Here is an 18,681-nt window from a genome sequence, read left to right on the forward strand (position 1 = left end):
GCGTAGTGGGGCGCGCCGTCAGAACAACGAGTCGACGGTCTTGTCGGTCCGGTCCTTCTCCCCCGTCATCGACCGGTACAGGAAGTACAGGCCGGCACCGATCACCGCGAGAGCCAGGAGCGGGAAGAGGGCCTTCAGCACGGCGCCCAGAATCACCACGGCCAGCCAGACCAGCACGATCGCGCCGAGAATCTTCCAGAACATGACGTCCACCTTTCGTCGTCGGTGTCGGCGCTTCTCGCCGATCACCTGCATCCGATCGTGGCAGACATCGAGCCCGAAAACCCCTTCCGAGCAGCGATTTCAGGGTGGAACTCAGGGTGGTCACCCATCCGGACGACAGCGCGGCCGGGGTCCACCCCCGAGGTCAGGGACGATCCAGTCGGTCCAGGCCGTACGCCCATCCCTCGAGCCGATCGGTGGCGAACTGCAGGGCGTCACGTCGCGACGCCGGGCCGACAGCCGATCCGGATGCCGGCGCGGTCAGCAGGGCCGCGGCGGCGACCAGCCCGTCGTACTGCTCGACACCGTCGCGGAGTCGAGCCGCGGTCGAGGTGATGGTGGACCGCAGGTGCGCAGCGGCGGCCTCGCTGCCCTCGGCGGCCCGTTCCATGGCGACCACGTCCTCCGCGACGGCGGTCAACGACGCGGCAGCTGCCGCGGCGATACGAGAGGTGTCCTGCACGTCGCTCTCGGGAATCGACCCGGACCGAGACACGATGCCGAGCAATTCGTGGAGACTCCGTTCGGATCGACGCAGCCGATCGATCGGCTCGCGCGCCGCCGACCCGTACGGCGGCAGGGAGCGCGGCGCGGGCTTCGGCGCCGGCAACGGCTCGCCCCGCAAGCGGCGGTAGGCGGCCACCGCCGCCACCGACGGCACGGCCAGGAGCGCGGTGGCGCCGGCGCCACCGACGATCACCCACTCGGGAGCGGACGCCACCGCCACCATGGCAGTCCCGACAGCACTGGACCCCGACGCCGCGCCGAAGAACGTCGCGCGACGCCGGGTCCGGCGGAGCTTACGTTCGGCGCGTCGCCGGGGATCGTTCCACGTGCGAGCGGACTCGATCAGGGGACCCGCCGCCCGTACCACCGTGGCGGCGCGGCCCTGGAGTCGATCTCGCATGGCGTCCGTCCGGCGGTCAGTTGGTCTGCGGTCGTTCCGGATTCGCCTGCGGCGACAGGTTCTTCGGCGCGGCGGTGGGATCGGCGGTGGGCCCGGACGTGATCGCGTCGCCCTTCATGGACGCGCGAATCTGCTCGAGTCGACTGTGGCCGGCCATCTGCACACTCGCCTGCTGGACCTCCATCATGCGCCCCTGCACGGAGTTCTGCGCCAACTCGGCGGACCCGAGAGCATTGGCGTAGCGACGCTCGATCTTGTCCCGCACGGCGTCCAGACTCGGCGTGTTGCCGGGGGCCGACAGAGTGGAATCCATCGACCGGAGGCTCTCCGAGACGCGCTCCTGCATCTTGGCCTGTTCGAGCTGGCTGAGCAGCTTGGTCCGCTCGGCGACCTTGGCCTGCAGCGTCATCGCGTTCTGCTCGACGGCCTTCTTGGCCTGGCTGGCGGCCTGCAGAGCCTGATCGTGGAGAACCTTGAGGTCCTCGACTCCCTGCTCCGCGGTGACCAGCTGCGCAGCGAAGGCTTCGGCCGCGTTGGTGTACTGCACCGCCTTCTCGGTGTCACCGGCGGCGTTGGCCTGATCGGCGAGCGTGACGGCCTGACGGGCGTTGGCGTTGAGCTTCTCCACCTCGTCGAGCTGACGGCTGAGCTTCATCTCCAACTGGCGCTGATTGCCGATCACCGAGGCAGCCTGCTGGGAGAGGGCCTGGTGCTGACGCTGGGCGTCCTCGATGGCCTGCTGGATCTGGACCTGCGGGTCCGCCTTCTCGTCGATCTTGGAGTTGAACAGGGCCATCAGGTACTTCCAGCCCTTGACGAAAGGATTGGCCATCGGTTCTTCCTGCCTCCATGTGGAATCCGCCGCTACGCGACCCGGCCGGCGACGGTCACCGGCCGCTGTTCATCGACCATCGTTCCACGCGCGCCGTCCGATTTCGAACCTTCGGGTCTCACCCTCGGATCCGGGACGACCCGCGCAGGACGTCACGCCGCCGCGAGTGCCCGCGCGGTCGGCGCCGGAATGACGACCCGAGTGCCGTCGTCCACCCGCACACCGGGGGCGGCCGTCGCGGCCCGGTCCTCGGCAGGCGCGGGGGTCAGAGCCACGCTGACGTCGGACAGCACATCGGACAGGGGAACGTCGAGCGCCTCGCAGATCGCATTGAGCAATTCGCTCGACGCCTCCTTGCGGCCCCGCTCGACCTCGGACAGGTACCCGAGACTCACCCTGGCCGTGGTGGAGACCTCACGCAGCGTGCGGCTCTGTGCGACCCGAGTGCGGCGAAGACTGTCGCCGAGTGCCTCACGCAGAAGCATCATGTGGCCTCTCCTCGTTCTCTCGTGCGGTTGGGACTGCCGGAGGCGTGCACCGCCACCGGATCGAGAGCGTCGTCGCCCTCGACGGAACCGTCCCGTTCTTCGTCCAACGCCGTTGTCGGCCGAACGGTTCCCGACTCCCCTCGGGGGATTCGGTTACCCACCCCTGCCGGGGTGAACGCACCCCGCTAGCGCCGGGTGACCGACCCTGACCCCACGACCACGACGTCGGGCGTACGGCGTCGGTCACGTCGCGCGCGCGTCGGCCGCACCGGCGACCCGCGGCCGCATGGCGGACACGACGTAGTCCACCCCGGTGACGACGGTGAGGATCACCGCGGCCCACATGAGGGCCATGGCCGCCGGCAACACCGCGGCGGGCAGGGGCATGACGTAGAGCCCGATCGCGACGCCCTGCACCAGGGTCTTCAGCTTGCCGCCGCGACCGGCCGGAATGACACCGTGCCGCAACACCGCGAACCGCAGGAGTGTGATCCCGACCTCGCGGACACCGATCACCACCGTGATCCACCACGGCAACACCTCCAGCATGGACAGACCCACCAGGGCCGCTCCGATGAGGGCCTTGTCCGCGATCGGATCGGCCATCTTCCCGAAGTCCGTCACCAGACCGTGCTTGCGGGCCAACTGACCGTCGATGCGGTCGGTGATCGCGGCGATCGCGAAGACGGCGAAGGCGGCCCATCGCCACCCGACGCTCTGGCCGCCGTCGACGAACAGAGCCCACAGGAACACCGGCACCAGCAGGATGCGCAGCACCGTCAACACGTTGGCGATGTTGAGCAGTGGCGCCGGCCGCACCGCACCGGACGCGGCCACGGAGTCCTCGCGAGGAGCGGCGGCGCTGCCACCACCGGCCCCTCCGGATGCACGACCGCCCAGCGCGCCCGCCGAGGTGTCGAACTCCGCGCTCACGTCGGGCAGCCCGCTCGGCGGGGCGACGACGACGTTGCGGCACTGGGCACAGGCTCACAATATCGGTACCGGCGGGCACTACTGTCTCCCCCATGACATCCGAGCTCGATCCGGACCCCGGCGTCGGCCACGACACGCCCGACACGGCGTCGCCGTCCACGGAACGAGTCCGCATCCGACGCGCGCGGACGTCGGACATCCCCGACATCAAGCGATTGATCGACATCTACGCCGGCCGCATTCTGCTGGAGAAGAACCTGGTCACGCTGTACGAGGCAGTCCAGGAATTCTGGGTCGCGGAAGTCGACGGCGTCGTGGCGGGATGCGGCGCGCTGCACGTGCTCTGGGCCGATCTCGGCGAGATCCGCACGGTGGCCGTCGACCCCGCCGTCAAGGGCCACGGTGTCGGTCATCTGGTGGTCACCACCCTGATCGACGTCGCCCGCGAGCTGCAGTTGTCGCGACTGTTCGTCCTCACCTTCGAGGTGTCCTTCTTCGCGCGGCACGGCTTCTCGGAGATCGAGGGAACACCGGTCACCGCGGAGGTCTACGCCGAGATGTGCCGGTCCTACGACACCGGCGTCGCCGAGTTCCTCGACCTCAGCTACGTGAAGCCGAACACCCTGGGCAACACCCGCATGCTGCTGACCCTCTGACTCTTCGACCCCCGATCCCTCCGACCCACCCGACTCGAACGGAGCCCCCGTGCCGCACTTCCTCGTCCACTACACCTACTCCCCCAGCACTGCCGACGGTCGTGACCGCGTTCGCGCCGAGCACCGGGACTGGCTGCGGGAGCAGATCGCACAGGATCGCGTGGTGACCGCGGGTCCCTACCCCGACGACAGCGGCGCCACGATCGTCGCGCAGGGAACGGACGAGGCCGACGTGCGCGATTTGTTCGCCGACGACCCGTTCGTCCGCGACGAGTTGGTGGAGGCGATCGCGGTCCAGGCCTGGAAGCCGGTGCTCGGCGCACTCGCCTGATCGACCCGCACGAACGCCACGGCCCGGCGGATCTCGGAGGATCCGCCGGGCCGTGGTGCGTGTCGAGGCGGGGTCAGCGGGCTGTGGTGTCCCGGTCGACCTCGCCGGCAGTCCCGGCGTCGATCGGGGCGTCCTCGCGAGCCTTCTGCGCCGACTGTCCGCGCGTCTTGATCAGGCTGGCAATCGTGGTCACGGCCAGGATGCCGACGATGACGCTGAGCGAGAGGCCCGTGGTGATCTCGGGGACCGCGACGTGCTCACCACCGTTGATGAAGCCCAGCTCGTTCTCGTGCAGAGCATGCAGGACGAGCTTGACGCCGATGAACGCGAGCACCAGCGAGAGGCCGTAGGACAGGTAGACCAAACGGTCGAGCAGGCCGCCGATGAGGAAGTACAGCTGGCGCAGACCCATCAGGGCGAACGCGTTGGCGGTGAACACGATGTAGGGCTCGGTGGTGAGGCCGTAGATCGCGGGGATCGAGTCGAGCGCGAAGAGGATGTCGGTGAAGCCGATGACCACCAGCGCCATCAACATCGGGGTGACCACGCGCTTGCCGTCGATCTTCACCGTCAGGCGGTCACCGTGGTACTCCTCGGTGGTGGGCAGCACCTTCTTGACCAACCGCATGATCTTGGTCTCTTGCTCGACCTCGTTCTCCTCCTCGTGGCCGGCCTCCTTGATCAGCTTGTAGGCCGTGTAGATGAGGAAGGCGCCGAAGAGGTAGAACACCCAGCTGAAGTTGTTGATCGCCGCAGCACCGAGGGCGATGAAGCCACCACGCATGACCAAGGCCATCACGATGCCGATCAGCAGCACCTTCTGCTGGTACTGCCGTGGGACCGAGAAGGTCGTCATGATGATGAGGAAGACGAACAGGTTGTCGACGGACAGCGCCTTCTCGGTGATGTATCCGGCGAAGTACTCGCCGCCGTAGGTCGACCCGTACTGCCAGAAGACGATGAAGCCGAAGACGACCGCGAGTGCGATGTAGACCGCGGACCAGGTGGCCGATTCCTTGAAGGTCGGCTCGTGCGGTGTGCGCACGTGGGCGAAGAAGTCGAAGACGAAGAGACCGAGGATCACCACACAGGTGACGATCCAGACGGTGGTGGACACGTTCATGTACTCGCTACCTCCGGTAGGCCAGCGTTGGGCTCCGGAGGTCTCTCCCGTCGCATCATCGCCGTTGGGTACAGCGCGCGTCGACCGGGGACCCGGATCGAGTCAGGGCTCGATCGTGCTGACGGGTCCGTCGCGAGTTGGGGATACTCCCCTCCGCTGACAATGATGCCACAGAGACGGTGTGCACCGGCCCAACGAGTGGTCCACCATCGGTAAAACGCAGGTAAAGCCTGGTCACGCCGGAGTGACGTCACTCACCCCCGTCGACGGCCTACTCGTCGTCCCCGCCTTCGGCGGGGTCGCCGCCCTTGATCGACCACAGCAGACCGTCGAGCTCGTCCGGCTTCACCAGAACGTCACGGGCCTTCGACCCCTCGCTCGGGCCCACGACACCCCGCGTTTCCATGAGGTCCATGAGTCGGCCCGCCTTGGCGAATCCGACGCGCAGCTTGCGCTGCAGCATCGACGTCGACCCGAACTGGCTGGTGACCACCAGTTCGATGGCCTGCAACAGCACGTCGAGGTCGTCGCCGATGTCGGCGTCGACGTCCTTCTTCTCCGCCGCCTTCTGCGCGGTCACACCCTCGGTGTACTCGGGTTCCGCCTGGTTCTTGGCGAAGTCGACGACGGCCATGATCTCCTCGTCGGTGATGAACGCGCCCTGCAGTCGCGTCGGCTTGCCCGCCCCCATGGGCAGGAACAGCGCGTCACCCATACCGATCAGCTTCTCCGCGCCCTGCTGATCGAGGATGACCCGCGAGTCCGTGAGCGACGACGTCGCGAAGGCCAGCCGGGACGGCACGTTGGTCTTGATCAGACCGGTGACGACGTCCACCGAGGGACGCTGCGTCGCCAACACCAGGTGGATACCCGCGGCGCGGGCCTTCTGGGTGATGCGCACGATCGCTTCCTCGACGTCCCGGGGCGCGGTCATCATGAGGTCCGCCAGCTCGTCGACGATCGCCAGGATGTACGGGTACGGCTTGTAGACCCGCTCGCTGCCCAGCGGGGCCGTGATCTCGCCGGACCGCACCTTCTTGTTGAAGTCGTCGACATGGCGCACCCGATTGGCCTGCATGTCCTGGTAGCGCTGCTCCATCTCCTCGACCAGCCACGCCAGCGCGGCCGCGGCCTTCTTCGGCTGCGTGATGATCGGGGTGATGAGGTGCGGGATTCCCTCGTACGGAGTCAGCTCGACCATCTTCGGGTCGATGAGGATCATCCGGACTTCCTCGGGCGTGGCCCGGGCGAGCAGGGACACGAGCATCGAGTTCACGAACGACGACTTGCCCGAACCCGTCGACCCGGCCACCAACAGGTGGGGCATCTTGGCGAGGTTGGCGCTGACGAAGTCGCCCTCGATGTCCTTCCCCAGGCCGATCACCAGCGGGTGGTGGTCCTTCCGGGTGCTGGGCGCGGTCAGCACGTCGGACAAGCGCACCATCTCGCGGTCGGAGTTGGGCACCTCGATGCCCACGGCGGACTTGCCGGGGATGGGCGCCAACAGACGCACGTTGTCCGTCGCCACCGCGTACGCGATGTTGCGCGCCAGAGCGGTGATCTTCTCCACCTTCACGCCCGGGCCGAGCTCCACCTCGTAGCGCGTGACGGTCGGCCCGCGGGTGAACCCGGTGACCGCGGCGTCGATCTTGAACTGCTCGAGGACCTCGGAGATGGCCTCGATCATGGCGTCGTTGGCCTGACTGCGCGTCTTCGGCGGATCGCCTTCGATCAGCAGGGACAACGACGGCAGGACGTAGTCGCCGTCGACGACACGATCGACCACCATCCGGTCCGCGTCGGCGTCGGTCGAGTCGGCCGCGGGAACCGGGTCGGGCTTCGGCGTCGCTGCCGGGCGTCGACGAGCGGGCGGGGCGACGGGGACGTACTCGGTGGCCCCATCGGCCCCGGCGGTGTCGGGGGCGACCTCCGCGGGCTGCTCGACGGGCCGCGACGGCGTACGCCGACGTCGGGTCGGCGCGGGCACGGCGTCGTCGTCGTCGTCGTCGAGATCGAATCGCGTCGCGACGTCGAGCGGATCGCCGTACGCGCTCGGGACCCCGGGGGAATGGGCGCCGTAGGACGCGGCGTCGTAGCGATCGTCACCGTACGGATCGCCGTACGCGTCGTGATGGTCGCCCGAGTAGTCGTCGTACTCGTCGCCGCCGCTCGCGGTCCCGAAGAGCGACCGCAGACGCGCGGGCACGTCCCGCACCGTCGTTCCGGTGAGCAGGAGAACGCCGAACAGGATGGCGAGCAGGAGAAGCGGGACCGCCAACCACACGGTCACCCCGCCGGCCAGCGGGCCGCCCACGACGAAGCCGAGGACACCGCCGCCGGAGGCCCGCCCGTCCGCGTCCGCCGGCGAGCCCGCGCCGAGATGCCACAGACCCAGCAGCGGAAGTCCGACCAACAGCGAGCCGAGGACCAGCCGCGGCCGATCGTCGGGCTTCGGCTCCGTCCGCATGAGCGCGACGGCGAATGTGACGCCGAGCAGCGGGAGCACCATCGCCGCGCTGCCGACCACGGCGCGCAACCCGATCTCGATCCACTCCCCCACCGGACCGCCGGCGGAGAACCACAGCCCCGCCGCGACCACGACGCTGATCGCCAGGGCGCCCAGCGCGAGGCCGTCGCGGCGGTGACCGTGTTCGATGTCGCCCGCGCGGCCGACGGTGCGGGTGGTCGCGCCGACGCCCTTGGCGGCGAGCGCCCAGCCGGACGCGATTCCTCGGCCGACGGCGCGGGCGGCATTGCCGCCGGCGGACGAGCCGGCGGTCCTGCGTGCGGGTGCGCGCCCCGTCGTGCTGCGGGTCGACGGCTTGCGCGACCCGGTCGCCTTGCTGGGGCCGGCTGCCCTGCTCGACCCGGCGGCCTTGCGGGGAGCGGTCGGCTTGCGGGGCGTGGTGACGGTGCGGCCCCCCGACCCTCCGCGCGCGGCGGTCGACCGGGACGATCCGGTCGTACCGGATCGGGACGCGCGCGTACTCGCCTTGCCTGCCATACCGCTCAGGTTAGTCGGTCGAACCTCACCAGGACCATCCGCAACACGAGCACCACGCCGTCAGAACGACCGGTCGAGCGCCTTCAGCGCCGCGACGTCGGCCTCGTCCCCCTCGAAATCCAGCGCGACGACGTCCCGCCCGAAGGCATGGAGCGCCAGCTCGGACGCCGGTCCCCGCAGGACGACTCGCCGCGATGCGGACCCGAACGAGCGCGCACCGAACTCCGGGGACTCCCACACCACGGTCACCGGGGCCGACCGGTACGCCTTGCGTCCCATCAGACCACCGATACCCCACAGCGCCTTCTCGAGTCGGGGGTCGAGCTCGCGCGGCTCGGCGACCCCGTCGCCACGCAGCACGTCCTCGTGATGGACGAACATCTCGCCGAGATTGGCCACGGGATCGAGCAGCCGGAACGGCGACCAGATCGGCGGACCGGATCGCACGTCGGCGAGCAGCTCCTCGAACGGCCGCGTCGCGACGCCGTCCTGCACCGACTGCGTGTAGCCGGCCAGCGGCGGGAGCAGGATCCCCACGGACGCGTCCGGCCGACGCTCGCGGACGACGAGGTGGGCGGCGAGATCGCGCACCGTCCACTCCCCGCACAGGGTCGGCGCGTCGGGGCCGACCGCGCTCATGGTGTCGACCAGGCGGAGACGTTCGTCGTGGGCAAGGCTCATGCGAGACGAATCTAGCCGTGTCGTAGCGTCCCAGTCGTGCCGGTCACCGAAATCGTCCTGATCCTCCTGGCGGGCTTCGCGGCGGGCGCGATCAACGCCATCGTGGGGTCCGGAACGCTGGTCACCTTTCCGACTCTCATCGCGTTCGGCTATCCGCCGGTGACCGCGACCATGAGCAACGCCATCGGTCTCGTCGCGGGGTCGGCGTCCGGCACCTGGGGCTACCGCGAGGAACTGAAGGGGCAGTGGGGTCGCCTGAAGTGGCAGCTCCCCGGATCGCTGCTCGGCGGCATCCTCGGCGCGTGGCTGCTGCGCCACCTGCCCGAGAAGACGTTCACCGCCGTGGTTCCGGTGCTGTTGATCCTGGCGCTGGTGCTCGTGCTGGCCGGCCCCCGAATCCAACGGTGGGCCCAGCAACGGTCGGAGCGCAGCGCCGAGACCGGCCTCGGCCGGGGGCGGTTCGTGCTGCTGATCGTCGGCACCTTCGCCGTCGGCGTCTACGGCGGCTACTTCACCGCCGCGCAGGGCATTCTGCTCATGGGCGTGATGGGCGCCCTGCTCCCGGAGAGCATGCAGCGCATGAACGCCGCGAAGAATCTGCTCTCGCTGGTGGTCAACATCGTCGCCGCGCTGTCCTTCACGCTGCTCGCGTTCGATCGGATCAGTTGGGCCGCAGCGGGACTCATCGCCGTGAGCTCGCTGGTCGGCGGGGTGGTCGGCGCCAGGTACGGCCGACGTCTGTCCCCCACCGCCCTGCGACTGTGCATCGTGGCGATCGGGTTGGTGGGACTCTGGCGGCTCCTCGCCGCCTGAGTCCCACCGATCGACTGCGTCAGTCGGTGTTCACCTCGAGCACCGTCGGCACGATCATGGGACGACGACGGTACTTGTCGGCCACCCAGCGCCCGACGACCCGTCGGACGGCCTGCGCGATGCGGTGCGTGTCCTTGACACCCTCACCTGCGAGACGCACCAACTCCGCCTCGACCAACGTGGCGGCCTCCCCGAGTGCGTCCGGGTCGTCGGAGAATCCGCGCCCGGAGACCTCCGGGGTTCCGACGGACCGCCCGGTGGCCGCGTCGACCGCCATGGTGATGGCGATGAACCCGCCTTCGCCGAGGACCAGACGATCGGACAGCGTGGAGTCGCCGACGTCGCCGACCGAGAGCCCGTCCACGTAGACGTGCCCGACGGGAACCTGACCGACCACCTTCGCCAGCCCGTCGACCATGTCGACGACGACGCCGTCCTCCGCGAGGACGATGCGGTCCTCCGGAACGCCCGTCGCGGCGGCGAGAGCCGCGTTGGCCCGCAGGTGGCGCCATTCGCCGTGCACGGGCATCGCGTTGGTCGGCCGCACCGCGTTGTAGAGGTAGAGCAGCTCACCGGCCGACGCGTGGCCGGACACGTGGACCTTGGCACTCTGCTGCGTGATCACCTTCGCGCCACGCTTGGCCAGGCCGTTCACGACGGCGAACACGGAGTTCTCGTTGCCGGGGATGAGGGACGAGGCCAGCACCACGAGGTCGTCGGCCCGCACGTTGATCTGGCGGTGCTCACCGCGCGCCATGCGGGACAGGGCCGAGAGCGGCTCGCCCTGCGACCCGGTGGAGATCAGCACCAGCCGGTCGTCGGGCAGCTTGGTGGCGGTGTCCATGTCGACCTCGACACCGTCCGGCACCGTGAGGTATCCGAGTTCCTGCGCGATGGCCATGTTGCGCACCATGGACCGACCCACGAAGGCGACCTTGCGGCCGTAGCGGGCGGCGACGTCGATGACCTGCTGGATGCGGTGCACGTGCGAGGCGAACGACGCCACGATGACGCGGTTCTTCGCCTTGCCGATGACCGTGTCCAGCACACCGCCGATCTCGCGCTCGGGGGTGACGAAGCCCGGCACCTCGGCGTTGGTGGAGTCGACCAGGAACAGGTCGACCCCCTCGTCGCCGAGACGGGCGAATCCGCCGAGGTCCGTCAGACGGCCGTCGAGGGGAAGCTGGTCGAGCTTGATGTCGCCGGTGTGCAGCGCCACGCCCGCGTCGGTACGGATGGCGACGGCCAGGGCGTCGGGAATCGAGTGGTTGACCGCGAAGTACTCCAACTCGAACGGCCCGTGCTGGGTGGAATCGCCCTCACGGACCTCCACCAGATTGGGCCGCTGGCGGTGCTCGCGGCACTTCGCGGCGAGCAGCGCGAGGGTGAACTTCGCGCCGATCACCGGGATGTCGGGGCGCAGGCGCAGCAGGAACGGGACGGCTCCGATGTGATCCTCGTGCCCGTGCGTGAGCACGAGAGCGACCACGTCCTCCATCCGATTCTCGATGTGTCGGAAGTCGGGAAGGATCAGGTCGACACCGGGCTGTTGGTCCTCGGGGAACAGCACGCCGCAGTCGACGATGAGCAGCTTGCCCTGGTGCTCGAAGACCGTCATGTTGCGGCCGATCTCGCCGATGCCGCCGAGGGCCACGACGCGCAGGCCCTTCTTCGGGGCCTTCGGCGGGGTGCCGAGACGACCGCTGTGATCGACCGTGCTGCGGGCGTCGGGCCGCTGCGGGGCGGCGGCACGCGACTCCGAGCGCTGCGTCGCCGCGGCGCGGGAATCCGGCCGCTGCGTCGCGGCCGAGTTCTGTGGGACGCGCGGCGCGGACGCCGCCGTCCGGGACGAGGCGGGGGCCGTCGGCGGAGCCGGGGGGCCGGCGCGTCGAGAGGCGGATCGCCGCCGGGGCGGTCGGGTCATGTGAGAACTCCTGCGTGCTGGAGATCGACGACGAGTGCGTCGATCTGTTCGGTGGTCGGCGCGACCTGCGGCAGGCGCGGATCACCGACGTCGATGCCGACGAGGCGAAGCCCGGCCTTGGACGCGGTGACGCCGCCGAGTCGCGCGACCGATCGGACGATGGGGAGCAGACGGACGTTGATCCGCTGCGCGGTGGCCACGTCTCCGGCGGCCCACGCCGCGTGCAGATCACGCAGCGGTCCGGGGACGAGATGGCCGATGACACTGACGAACCCGACCGCGCCGACGCTGAGCCACGGGAGGTTCAGCGGGTCGTCGCCCGAGAAGTACTGCAGACCGGTCTCCGCGATGATCTCGGCGCCGGCGGCCAGGTCGCCCTTGGCGTCCTTCACCGCGAGGATGTTCGGGTGCTCCGCGAGGCGTCGCAGGGTCTCGCTCTCGATGGGCACCACCGAACGCGGCGGGATGTCGTAGAGCATCACGGGAAGATCGGTCGCGTCCGCGACGGTGGCGAAGTGTGCGAGCAGACCCGCCTGCGGCGGCCGCGAGTAGTAGGGCGTGACGACGAGGAGACCGTGGGCGCCGGCCTCCGCGGCCAGACGGGCCTGCGCGACGCTGTGCGCGGTGTCGTTGGTCCCGGCTCCGGCCACGATGCGGGCGCGGTCCCCGACGGCGTCGACGACGGCACGAAGCAGGTCGGCCTTCTCGCGGTCGGACGTGGTGGGCGATTCGCCGGTGGTTCCGGAGATCACCAGACCGTCGCAGCCGGACTCGACCAGGTGAGCGGCGAGCGAGACGGCGGTGTCGATGTCGAGCGCACCGGCCGGTGTGAAAGGCGTCACCATCGCGACGGACACGGCGCCGAACGGCGACTTCGGGACCACGGCGACGGTCGTGTGGTCGGGGCGCACAGTTCCCGCAGCCGTGGCGGGGTCACCGGTGATCATGGTCCGGAAGATTACCCGCCGAGCGGGGCGCTTCCGTCCCTCACTCCCCCGGGTACGACGAGCGCGCCACCTCTGTTCCGTCCGGCAGCGTCCGGACCTCGAAGTCGCCGAAGACGGCGGGCGCCACCTCGGCGAGTCTGCGCAGGCAGGCGACGGCGAGTCGGCGGATTTCCAGATCGGCGTGCTCGGTCGCGCGCATGGTGACGAAGTGACGCCACGAGCGGAAGTTACCGGTCACCACCACCCGGGTCTCGACAGCGTTGGGCAGCACCGAGCGGGCGGCCTGACGCGCCGACTTTCCGGCGACGACGGCAGGAGCGTCCGGTCCGGCCGCCGCCTCGAGGGCGGTGAGCAACCGGTCGTAGGCCGCGCGCGACTCGTCCGTCGCCTCGCGGAACAAGGTCCGGAGGGTCTCGTCCGCGTCGATGGCGGGCGGGACGACCATGCGTGCGTCCCGTTCGCTGACCGAGCGTTGGGAGAGCTGCGAGAACGAGAAATGGCGGTGCCGGATCAGTTCGTGGCTGCAGGAGCGTGAGATCCCGGTGACGTAGAAACTCGCGCTCGCGTGCTCGAGCACGGAGAAGTTGCCCACCGCCAGCAGGTGTCGCAGGTAACCGGCGTTGGTGGCCGTGCGCGGGTTCGGCTTGTCCCAGCTCTGGTAGCAGGCCCGCCCGGCGAACTCGACCAGCGCTTCGCCGCCCTCGGCGTCCGTCTCCCACGGCACGTCGTCGGGTCGGACGAAGTCGGTGAGCGCGATCAACGAGACGGACAACGGAGCGGTGTGCACCCGCCGAGCCTAGGAGACGGCGACGCGCAGATCGCGGGCCAGGTCGCCGCGGTCACCTACCGCGACGTCGACGTCCAACCACTCGGCCATCGCGCGCACCGAACCCGCCAGGGCGGCCGCGACCTCGGCGCGGCGACCCCGCGCGTCGACCGAGTCCTCGGAGAACGCCCCCGGCACGGTCAGCAGACCCGCCGCACGGTCCACCCGTAGGTCGACCCGGGCGACCAACTCGTCGTTCAGCAGGAACGGGAAGACGTAGTAGCCGTACCGCCGCTGCGCCTCGGGCGTGTAGATCTCGATGCGGTAGTGGAAGTCGAACACGCGCTCGGTACGCGCGCGGCCGAAGATCAGCGGGTCGAACGGGCACAGCAACGCCGCCGTGTCGACGGCACGGGGTCGGCGTGCGTCGACGTGACGGTAGGCCGGGTCCTTCCACCCCGCGACCGTCGTCGGCACGACTCGTCCCGCATCGACGAGGTCGGCGAGGGCGGCGGTGGTCTGCGCCGCGGAGAGCCGGTAGTAGTCGCGCAGGTCGGCCGCGGTCGCGATGCCCATCGCGGCAGCGGAGTGGTCGACGAGGCGACGCACCGCATCCTCCTCGCCGACGCGCTGCGCCGCGACGTCCGGGGGCAGGACACGCTCGGTCAGGTCGTAGACCCGGACGAAGTTGGTGCGCCGCGGCACCGTGAGAACGCCACTGGCGAACAGTTGCTCGCACACCACCTTGACGTCGCTGTGGTCCCACCACGGTCCCTTGGGCCCGGGCCGACGACGATCGAGCGCCACCTCGAGGTCCCGCGCGGTGGCGGGGCCGCCGTCGCGGATCGCGTCCAGGACGTCGTCGACCAACCGCGGGTGTCGCTCGGCGACGCGCTGCGCACCGCCCCACCGGCCGTGGACGTAGCGGTCCATCCGCCAGCGCAGCAACGGCCAGTCCTCGACGGGGACGAAGGCCGCCTCGTGCGCCCAGTACTCGACCATCAGGCGCGGTGACCGCGCGGTGTCGGACCACGCGGCGCGGTCCAGCGCCGACCGGTCGTACGGACCGACGCGGCTGAACACGGGCGCGTAGTGCGCACGAACGGCGGCCGCGACGGAATCGATCTGCAGCAGACGGGTCGTGGCGAGCACCGACGACACGGCGCGTCGGCCGGACGAGGCGGGCTTCAGCCGCCCGAAGCCCTGCGCCGCCACCGCGATTCGCCGGGCCGTGGCGGCCGGGATCTCACGCACGGACGGCTCGCGGGCGGCTCGTGTCGACGACCGCCACCAGCAACAGCGCGGCGCCGATCAGGCCGAGCATCGTCAGCCGCTCGCCCAGCACCATCATGGCCAGGACCGTACCCGTGAGCGGTTCCAGCAACCCGATCACGGCGGCCGTGGACGCGGGCGACGTGCGGAGTCCGCGGAACCAGAACGTGTACGCGGCGGCCGTCGGTATCACCGCGAGAGCCACCAGAAGCACGATGCTCGACGCGGTCACGGTCGGCGCCGGCAGATCGCCCGCCACCGTCGGTCCCGCCACGAGCAGAGCCCCACCCAGCAGGAACGACCATCCGGTCATGGCGGATTCGGACAGCCCGTCGACCGGGCGTCGGCCCACGAGAGTGATCGCGGCGAACGAGGAACCGGAGAGCAGCGCGGTCATCGACCCGAGCAGCGCGGTGCCCGCCGCCACGCCCGTCGGTGCCCCGACCAGGAAGACCAGGCCCACGATGCCCACCGCCACCGTGCGCACCGCGATCGGGTCGGGACGTCGTCGGGCACCGAACGATTCGACCGCGACGCAGACCACCGGAGCCGAGCCGATCGCGACGAGAGTCGCTGCGGCGACACCCAGCAGCGAGGTGGCGACGAAGTACGCACCCTGGAACACGGCGGCCAGGAGCCCGATGACCACGATCCGTCGGAGTGCGGGAAGACCCGTGGGGCGTCCGGTCCCGCCGGCGATCGCGTACGCCACCAGGAGGAGCCCTCCACCGCCCAGACGGCAGGCCGCGACCGCAGTGGGCGGCAGGTCCGCGGCGTCGCCGAAGGCGGTCCCGAGGACGCCGCCGGTGCCCCACAGCAGTCCGGCCGTCACCAGCGACGGCACTCCGGTCGTCGTCACCGAACACCTCCTCGTCGATCACGGTTTACAGTACGCTCGTACTGTAAAGGTGGACCGAACCCACGGAGGTGCCCATGTGGAACCCGTCGCAGTACCTGCAGTACGCCGACCATCGTCATCGACCCTTCGTCGACCTCGTCGCGCGGGTGGACCTCGACGCACCCCGCCGAATCGTGGACCTCGGCTGCGGGCCCGGGAACTCCACTCTGCTGCTGGCCGACCGATGGCCCGACGCCGCTCTCGACGCCCTCGACTCCTCCGCCGAGATGGTGTCCGCCGCGCGCCGTAACGGACTCGCGGCCGAGCAGGGCGACGTGCGGGACTGGACGCCCACCGAGGACACCGACCTCGTGGTGTCGAACGCTCTCCTGCAGTGGATACCGGAACACCGGGAGCTCCTCGCCGCGTGGGCCCTCGCACTCCCCCGCGGCGCCGTGATCGCGGTCCAGATGCCGGGCAACTTCGGGGCGCCGTCGCATCGCGCCCTGCGGGAGGTCGCTCGCTCCGCCCCGTGGATCGATCGACTCCCCACCGACCTGCTGCGCCACGACGACACCGTGGACGACCCCGGCGACTACGCCAGGCTCCTCGCCGGGCACGGGTGCGCCGTCGACGCGTGGGAGACCACCTACATCCAGCAGCTCTCGGGGCCCGACCCCGTCCTGGAGTGGATGCGGGGCACGGCGTTGACCCCGGTGTTCGACGTGCTCGACGCCGACGAGCGGACAGCGTTCGAGGCGGATCTGGCGGCACGGCTGCGCGAGGAGTACCCGGTGGAACCCGACGGGGTCACCCTCTTCCCGTTCCGTCGGGTGTTCTGCGTCGCCACCGTCGGTGCCGCGCTCGGTGCGACCGACCTGGCAGGGTGATCGGCATGCACCGCGCCTCCGCGCTCCTGACCGTCACCCTGCTCGCCGCGACGGCCTGTGGTTCCGAGGTGGCCGGCCGGGCGGTTCCCGACGCGTGGGTCCCGACCGCCGACAACCCCGACCCGTCCCGAGCACTGGAGGGCATCGAGGTGGTGGAGTACCCACCTGCCTATCACGTGCTGCCGGATTACCGTGTGGCGTACCGTTATTCGCCGCCGATGGGCGGCCGGCACGACGGTGCGTGGGCCACCTGCACCGGGGTCGTCTACCCGGTTCCGGTGCGCACCGAGAACATGGTGCACTCGCTCGAGCACGGGGCAGTGTGGATCGCGTACGACCCCGACTCCCTCGACGACACCGACGTCGCCGACCTGGCCCGACGTGTCGAGGGGGTGCCGTACACGATGATGTCTCCCTACCCGGGGTTGGACCGACCGATCTCCCTGCAGTCCTGGGGTCACCGGCTCCAGGTGGACGATGCCGACGACGAGCGCATCGACCGATTCGTCACCGCACTTCGCCTCAACCCGAACACCTTTCCCGAACCCGGCGCCACCTGCGCCACCCTCCCGAGCTCCTTCGACCCGACCGATCCGCCACCGTTCGTGGCGGAGCCGGCCGACCCCGACTCGCCGTTGACGGTGCCGGAGTAGAACGACCGGGGTCGTCGTCGGTCCGTATTTTCTGTCGTACCCCCGTGTCATGGTGTCGGTGACACGAATTCGGGGGGATTCACGTGGACACACTTCTGCACGGTGACGAGTTGTCGCCGAACGACATTCGACGATTCCTGACCCGCATCGCCGCCATCGCGGTGAGCGAAGCAGCGCAGGACGGGGCTCCCGCGGCGATCGACACCATCACCGCACTCGAGGAACTCAAAGCCGCCGCCGCGGGGGCGCAAGCAGTCCTCACCACTCACGTGGCCGACACCATCCGAGAGCAACGCCGGGCGGCCGGCCGACCCGCCGCCCGCTGGAACACCGGCATCGCCACCCAGATCGGCCTCGCCCGACACGACTCACCCCACCGCGGCACCACCCACCTCGGCCTCGCCCGAGCCTTGACCGCCGAGATGCCCCGCACCCTGGCCCAACTGCGCCGCGGGGACCTCTCCGAATGGCGCGCCACCCTCCTGGTCCGCGAAACCGCATGCCTGACCGCCGACGACCGCCGCCTCGTCGACGCCCGCCTCTGCGCCGACCCCACAACCCTCACCGGGAAAGGCGACAGCACCGTCGTCGCCATGGCCGCCCGGCTGGCCGCCGAACTCGACGCCGCCACCGTCACCCGCCGCAAAGCCCGCGGCGCCCGGCACCGCCGCGTCACCGTCCGACCCGCCCCGGACGTCATGGCCCACCTCGGGACCCTGCTGCCGATGGACCGCGCCGTGTGCGTCTGGGCGACGCTGCGCCGCGACGCCGACACCCTCATCGCCACCGGCGACGCCGGCGGCCGCACCCGCGACCAGATCATGGCGGACCTGCTGGTCGAGCGGACCATTGGACTCGCCCACCCCATCAGCCCACCGGTGGCGGTGCAGGTCGTCCTCTCCGACGAGGCCCTGCTCGGCGGCGGCGACACTGCCGCCGAGGTGCCCGGGTACGGGCCGATCCCCGCCGCCGCGGCACGGGCGTGGATCGCCGGCGCCGTGGACTCCGACGAGACCGCGGTGACCCTCCGCAAGCTCTACGCCCGCCCCACCGACGGACAGCTCACCGCCGTGGAGTCCGTCGCCCGCTGCTTCCCCACCGGCCTGGCCCGGCTGATCGACCTGCGCGACCGCACCTGCCGCACCCCGTGGTGCGACGCCCCCATCCGCCACCACGACCACATCACCCCACACGAGGACGGCGGACCCACCACCGCCGACAACGGCCTCGGACTCTGCGCCGCCTGCAACCTCGCCAAGCAAGGCGACGGCTGGACCACCACCCGAACCGAGAACCCCGACGTGCACACGGTGGAGTTCCGCACCCCCACCGGCCACACCTACCGATCGACACCGCCGGCGCAGCCACGTCCGATGCGACACCGGAGGGCGGGGTGACTCG

19 protein-coding genes are annotated in these 18,681 nt (G+C 70.2%); 6 read left to right on the top strand and 13 right to left on the bottom strand.

What is annotated here, in order from left to right; genetic code table 11:
- Positions 1-18: 18 nt before the first annotated feature.
- The 5 genes from RC2_RS09485 to pgsA form a co-directional block, all read right to left on the bottom strand.
- Positions 19-204, bottom strand: coding sequence for a hypothetical protein (locus tag RC2_RS09485; RefSeq protein ID WP_068151876.1), 186 nt, complete (start codon positions 202-204; stop codon positions 19-21).
- Between the two features lie 163 nt (positions 205-367).
- A complete protein-coding gene (gene pspM / locus RC2_RS09490; protein WP_068151842.1) occupies positions 368-1,129 on the bottom strand; it encodes a phage shock envelope stress response protein PspM in 762 nt (253 codons plus the stop codon).
- Between the two features lie 16 nt (positions 1,130-1,145).
- Positions 1,146-1,961 carry a PspA/IM30 family protein gene (locus RC2_RS09495; protein ID WP_068151841.1) on the bottom strand — a complete coding sequence of 272 codons (816 nt, stop codon included), beginning with the start codon at positions 1,959-1,961 and terminating at the stop codon, positions 1,146-1,148.
- Between the two features lie 152 nt (positions 1,962-2,113).
- Positions 2,114-2,449: a helix-turn-helix domain-containing protein gene (locus tag RC2_RS09500; protein WP_068151840.1), complete on the bottom strand. Its 336-nt coding sequence runs from the start codon at positions 2,447-2,449 to the stop codon at positions 2,114-2,116.
- A gap of 243 nt (positions 2,450-2,692) precedes the next feature.
- On the bottom strand, positions 2,693-3,286 hold the full coding sequence (pgsA, locus tag RC2_RS09505; RefSeq protein ID WP_068151874.1) for a CDP-diacylglycerol--glycerol-3-phosphate 3-phosphatidyltransferase: 594 nt from the start codon (positions 3,284-3,286) through the stop codon (positions 2,693-2,695).
- A gap of 188 nt (positions 3,287-3,474) precedes the next feature.
- On the opposite strand from pgsA, the gene RC2_RS09510 reads away from it, so the two are divergent.
- Positions 3,475-4,038: an amino-acid N-acetyltransferase gene (locus RC2_RS09510; RefSeq protein ID WP_245811055.1), complete on the top strand. Its 564-nt coding sequence runs from the start codon at positions 3,475-3,477 to the stop codon at positions 4,036-4,038.
- Positions 4,039-4,087: 49 nt separating this feature from the next.
- A complete protein-coding gene (locus RC2_RS09515; protein WP_068151839.1) occupies positions 4,088-4,369 on the top strand; it encodes a YciI family protein in 282 nt (93 codons plus the stop codon).
- A 73-nt stretch (positions 4,370-4,442) separates the two neighbouring features.
- Here the strand turns inward: RC2_RS09515 and RC2_RS09520 are convergent, their stop codons facing one another.
- From RC2_RS09520 to RC2_RS09530, 3 genes are all read right to left on the bottom strand, one after another.
- Positions 4,443-5,492 (bottom strand): TerC family protein, encoded by a 1,050-nt coding sequence (locus tag RC2_RS09520; protein WP_068151838.1) that lies wholly within the window; start codon positions 5,490-5,492, stop codon positions 4,443-4,445.
- A gap of 271 nt (positions 5,493-5,763) precedes the next feature.
- Positions 5,764-8,496, bottom strand: a complete 2,733-nt coding sequence (locus RC2_RS09525; RefSeq protein ID WP_174552310.1) for a DNA translocase FtsK — start codon at positions 8,494-8,496, stop codon at positions 5,764-5,766.
- 60 nt (positions 8,497-8,556) lie between these two features.
- Positions 8,557-9,177 (bottom strand): TIGR03085 family metal-binding protein, encoded by a 621-nt coding sequence (locus tag RC2_RS09530; protein ID WP_068151837.1) that lies wholly within the window; start codon positions 9,175-9,177, stop codon positions 8,557-8,559.
- Positions 9,178-9,213: 36 nt separating this feature from the next.
- On the opposite strand from RC2_RS09530, the gene RC2_RS09535 reads away from it, so the two are divergent.
- Positions 9,214-9,990: a sulfite exporter TauE/SafE family protein gene (locus tag RC2_RS09535; protein ID WP_068151836.1), complete on the top strand. Its 777-nt coding sequence runs from the start codon at positions 9,214-9,216 to the stop codon at positions 9,988-9,990.
- Positions 9,991-10,009: 19 nt separating this feature from the next.
- Here RC2_RS09535 and RC2_RS09540 read toward each other — a convergent pair whose 3' ends face one another.
- The 5 genes from RC2_RS09540 to RC2_RS09560 form a co-directional block, all read right to left on the bottom strand.
- Positions 10,010-11,914 carry a ribonuclease J gene (locus RC2_RS09540; protein ID WP_068151835.1) on the bottom strand — a complete coding sequence of 635 codons (1,905 nt, stop codon included), beginning with the start codon at positions 11,912-11,914 and terminating at the stop codon, positions 10,010-10,012.
- Positions 11,911-12,759 (bottom strand): 4-hydroxy-tetrahydrodipicolinate synthase, encoded by an 849-nt coding sequence (gene dapA, locus RC2_RS09545; protein ID WP_068151869.1) that lies wholly within the window; start codon positions 12,757-12,759, stop codon positions 11,911-11,913. Before dapA ends, RC2_RS09540 begins: the two co-directional genes overlap by 4 nt.
- 142 nt (positions 12,760-12,901) lie before the next feature.
- The gene (gene thyX / locus RC2_RS09550) at positions 12,902-13,648 is read right to left on the bottom strand and encodes an FAD-dependent thymidylate synthase (RefSeq protein ID WP_068151830.1); all 747 of its coding nucleotides are present in this window, start codon (positions 13,646-13,648) and stop codon (positions 12,902-12,904) included.
- Positions 13,649-13,657: 9 nt separating this feature from the next.
- The gene (locus tag RC2_RS09555; RefSeq protein ID WP_068151828.1) at positions 13,658-14,881 is read right to left on the bottom strand and encodes a winged helix-turn-helix domain-containing protein; all 1,224 of its coding nucleotides are present in this window, start codon (positions 14,879-14,881) and stop codon (positions 13,658-13,660) included.
- Positions 14,874-15,758 carry a DMT family transporter gene (locus RC2_RS09560; protein ID WP_068151826.1) on the bottom strand — a complete coding sequence of 295 codons (885 nt, stop codon included), beginning with the start codon at positions 15,756-15,758 and terminating at the stop codon, positions 14,874-14,876. Before RC2_RS09560 ends, RC2_RS09555 begins: the two co-directional genes overlap by 8 nt.
- A gap of 74 nt (positions 15,759-15,832) precedes the next feature.
- Here RC2_RS09560 and RC2_RS09565 point away from each other — a divergent pair, with 74 nt between their 5' ends.
- The 3 genes from RC2_RS09565 to RC2_RS09575 all read left to right on the top strand — a co-directional run bounded on the left by RC2_RS09565 (position 15,833) and on the right by RC2_RS09575 (position 18,677).
- Complete coding sequence (locus tag RC2_RS09565) at positions 15,833-16,627, top strand: trans-aconitate 2-methyltransferase (RefSeq protein ID WP_068151822.1); 795 nt, start codon at positions 15,833-15,835, stop codon at positions 16,625-16,627.
- Positions 16,628-16,632: 5 nt separating this feature from the next.
- Positions 16,633-17,280 carry a thioredoxin-like domain-containing protein gene (locus RC2_RS09570; protein WP_068151866.1) on the top strand — a complete coding sequence of 216 codons (648 nt, stop codon included), beginning with the start codon at positions 16,633-16,635 and terminating at the stop codon, positions 17,278-17,280.
- An 83-nt stretch (positions 17,281-17,363) separates the two neighbouring features.
- The gene (locus RC2_RS09575; RefSeq protein WP_245811056.1) at positions 17,364-18,677 is read left to right on the top strand and encodes an HNH endonuclease; all 1,314 of its coding nucleotides are present in this window, start codon (positions 17,364-17,366) and stop codon (positions 18,675-18,677) included.
- Positions 18,678-18,681: the final 4 nt, after the last annotated feature.

The organism is Rhodococcoides corynebacterioides NBRC 14404, from assembly GCF_001894765.1.
In the GTDB taxonomy this organism is placed as follows: domain Bacteria; phylum Actinomycetota; class Actinomycetes; order Mycobacteriales; family Mycobacteriaceae; genus Rhodococcoides; species Rhodococcoides corynebacterioides.

Coding starts and splice junctions, on each gene's coding strand:
- RC2_RS09485 (WP_068151876.1), bottom strand. CDS start 204: ATGTTCTGGAAGATTCTCGGCGCGATCGTGCTGGTCTGGCTGGCCGTG.
- pspM (WP_068151842.1), bottom strand. CDS start 1,129: ATGCGAGATCGACTCCAGGGCCGCGCCGCCACGGTGGTACGGGCGGCG.
- RC2_RS09495 (WP_068151841.1), bottom strand. CDS start 1,961: ATGGCCAATCCTTTCGTCAAGGGCTGGAAGTACCTGATGGCCCTGTTC.
- RC2_RS09500 (WP_068151840.1), bottom strand. CDS start 2,449: ATGATGCTTCTGCGTGAGGCACTCGGCGACAGTCTTCGCCGCACTCGG.
- RC2_RS09510 (WP_245811055.1), top strand. CDS start 3,475: ATGACATCCGAGCTCGATCCGGACCCCGGCGTCGGCCACGACACGCCC.
- RC2_RS09520 (WP_068151838.1), bottom strand. CDS start 5,492: ATGAACGTGTCCACCACCGTCTGGATCGTCACCTGTGTGGTGATCCTC.
- RC2_RS09525 (WP_174552310.1), bottom strand. CDS start 8,496: ATGGCAGGCAAGGCGAGTACGCGCGCGTCCCGATCCGGTACGACCGGA.
- RC2_RS09530 (WP_068151837.1), bottom strand. CDS start 9,177: ATGAGCCTTGCCCACGACGAACGTCTCCGCCTGGTCGACACCATGAGC.
- RC2_RS09540 (WP_068151835.1), bottom strand. CDS start 11,914: ATGACCCGACCGCCCCGGCGGCGATCCGCCTCTCGACGCGCCGGCCCC.
- dapA (WP_068151869.1), bottom strand. CDS start 12,759: ATGGTGACGCCTTTCACACCGGCCGGTGCGCTCGACATCGACACCGCC.
- RC2_RS09565 (WP_068151822.1), top strand. CDS start 15,833: ATGTGGAACCCGTCGCAGTACCTGCAGTACGCCGACCATCGTCATCGA.
- RC2_RS09570 (WP_068151866.1), top strand. CDS start 16,633: ATGCACCGCGCCTCCGCGCTCCTGACCGTCACCCTGCTCGCCGCGACG.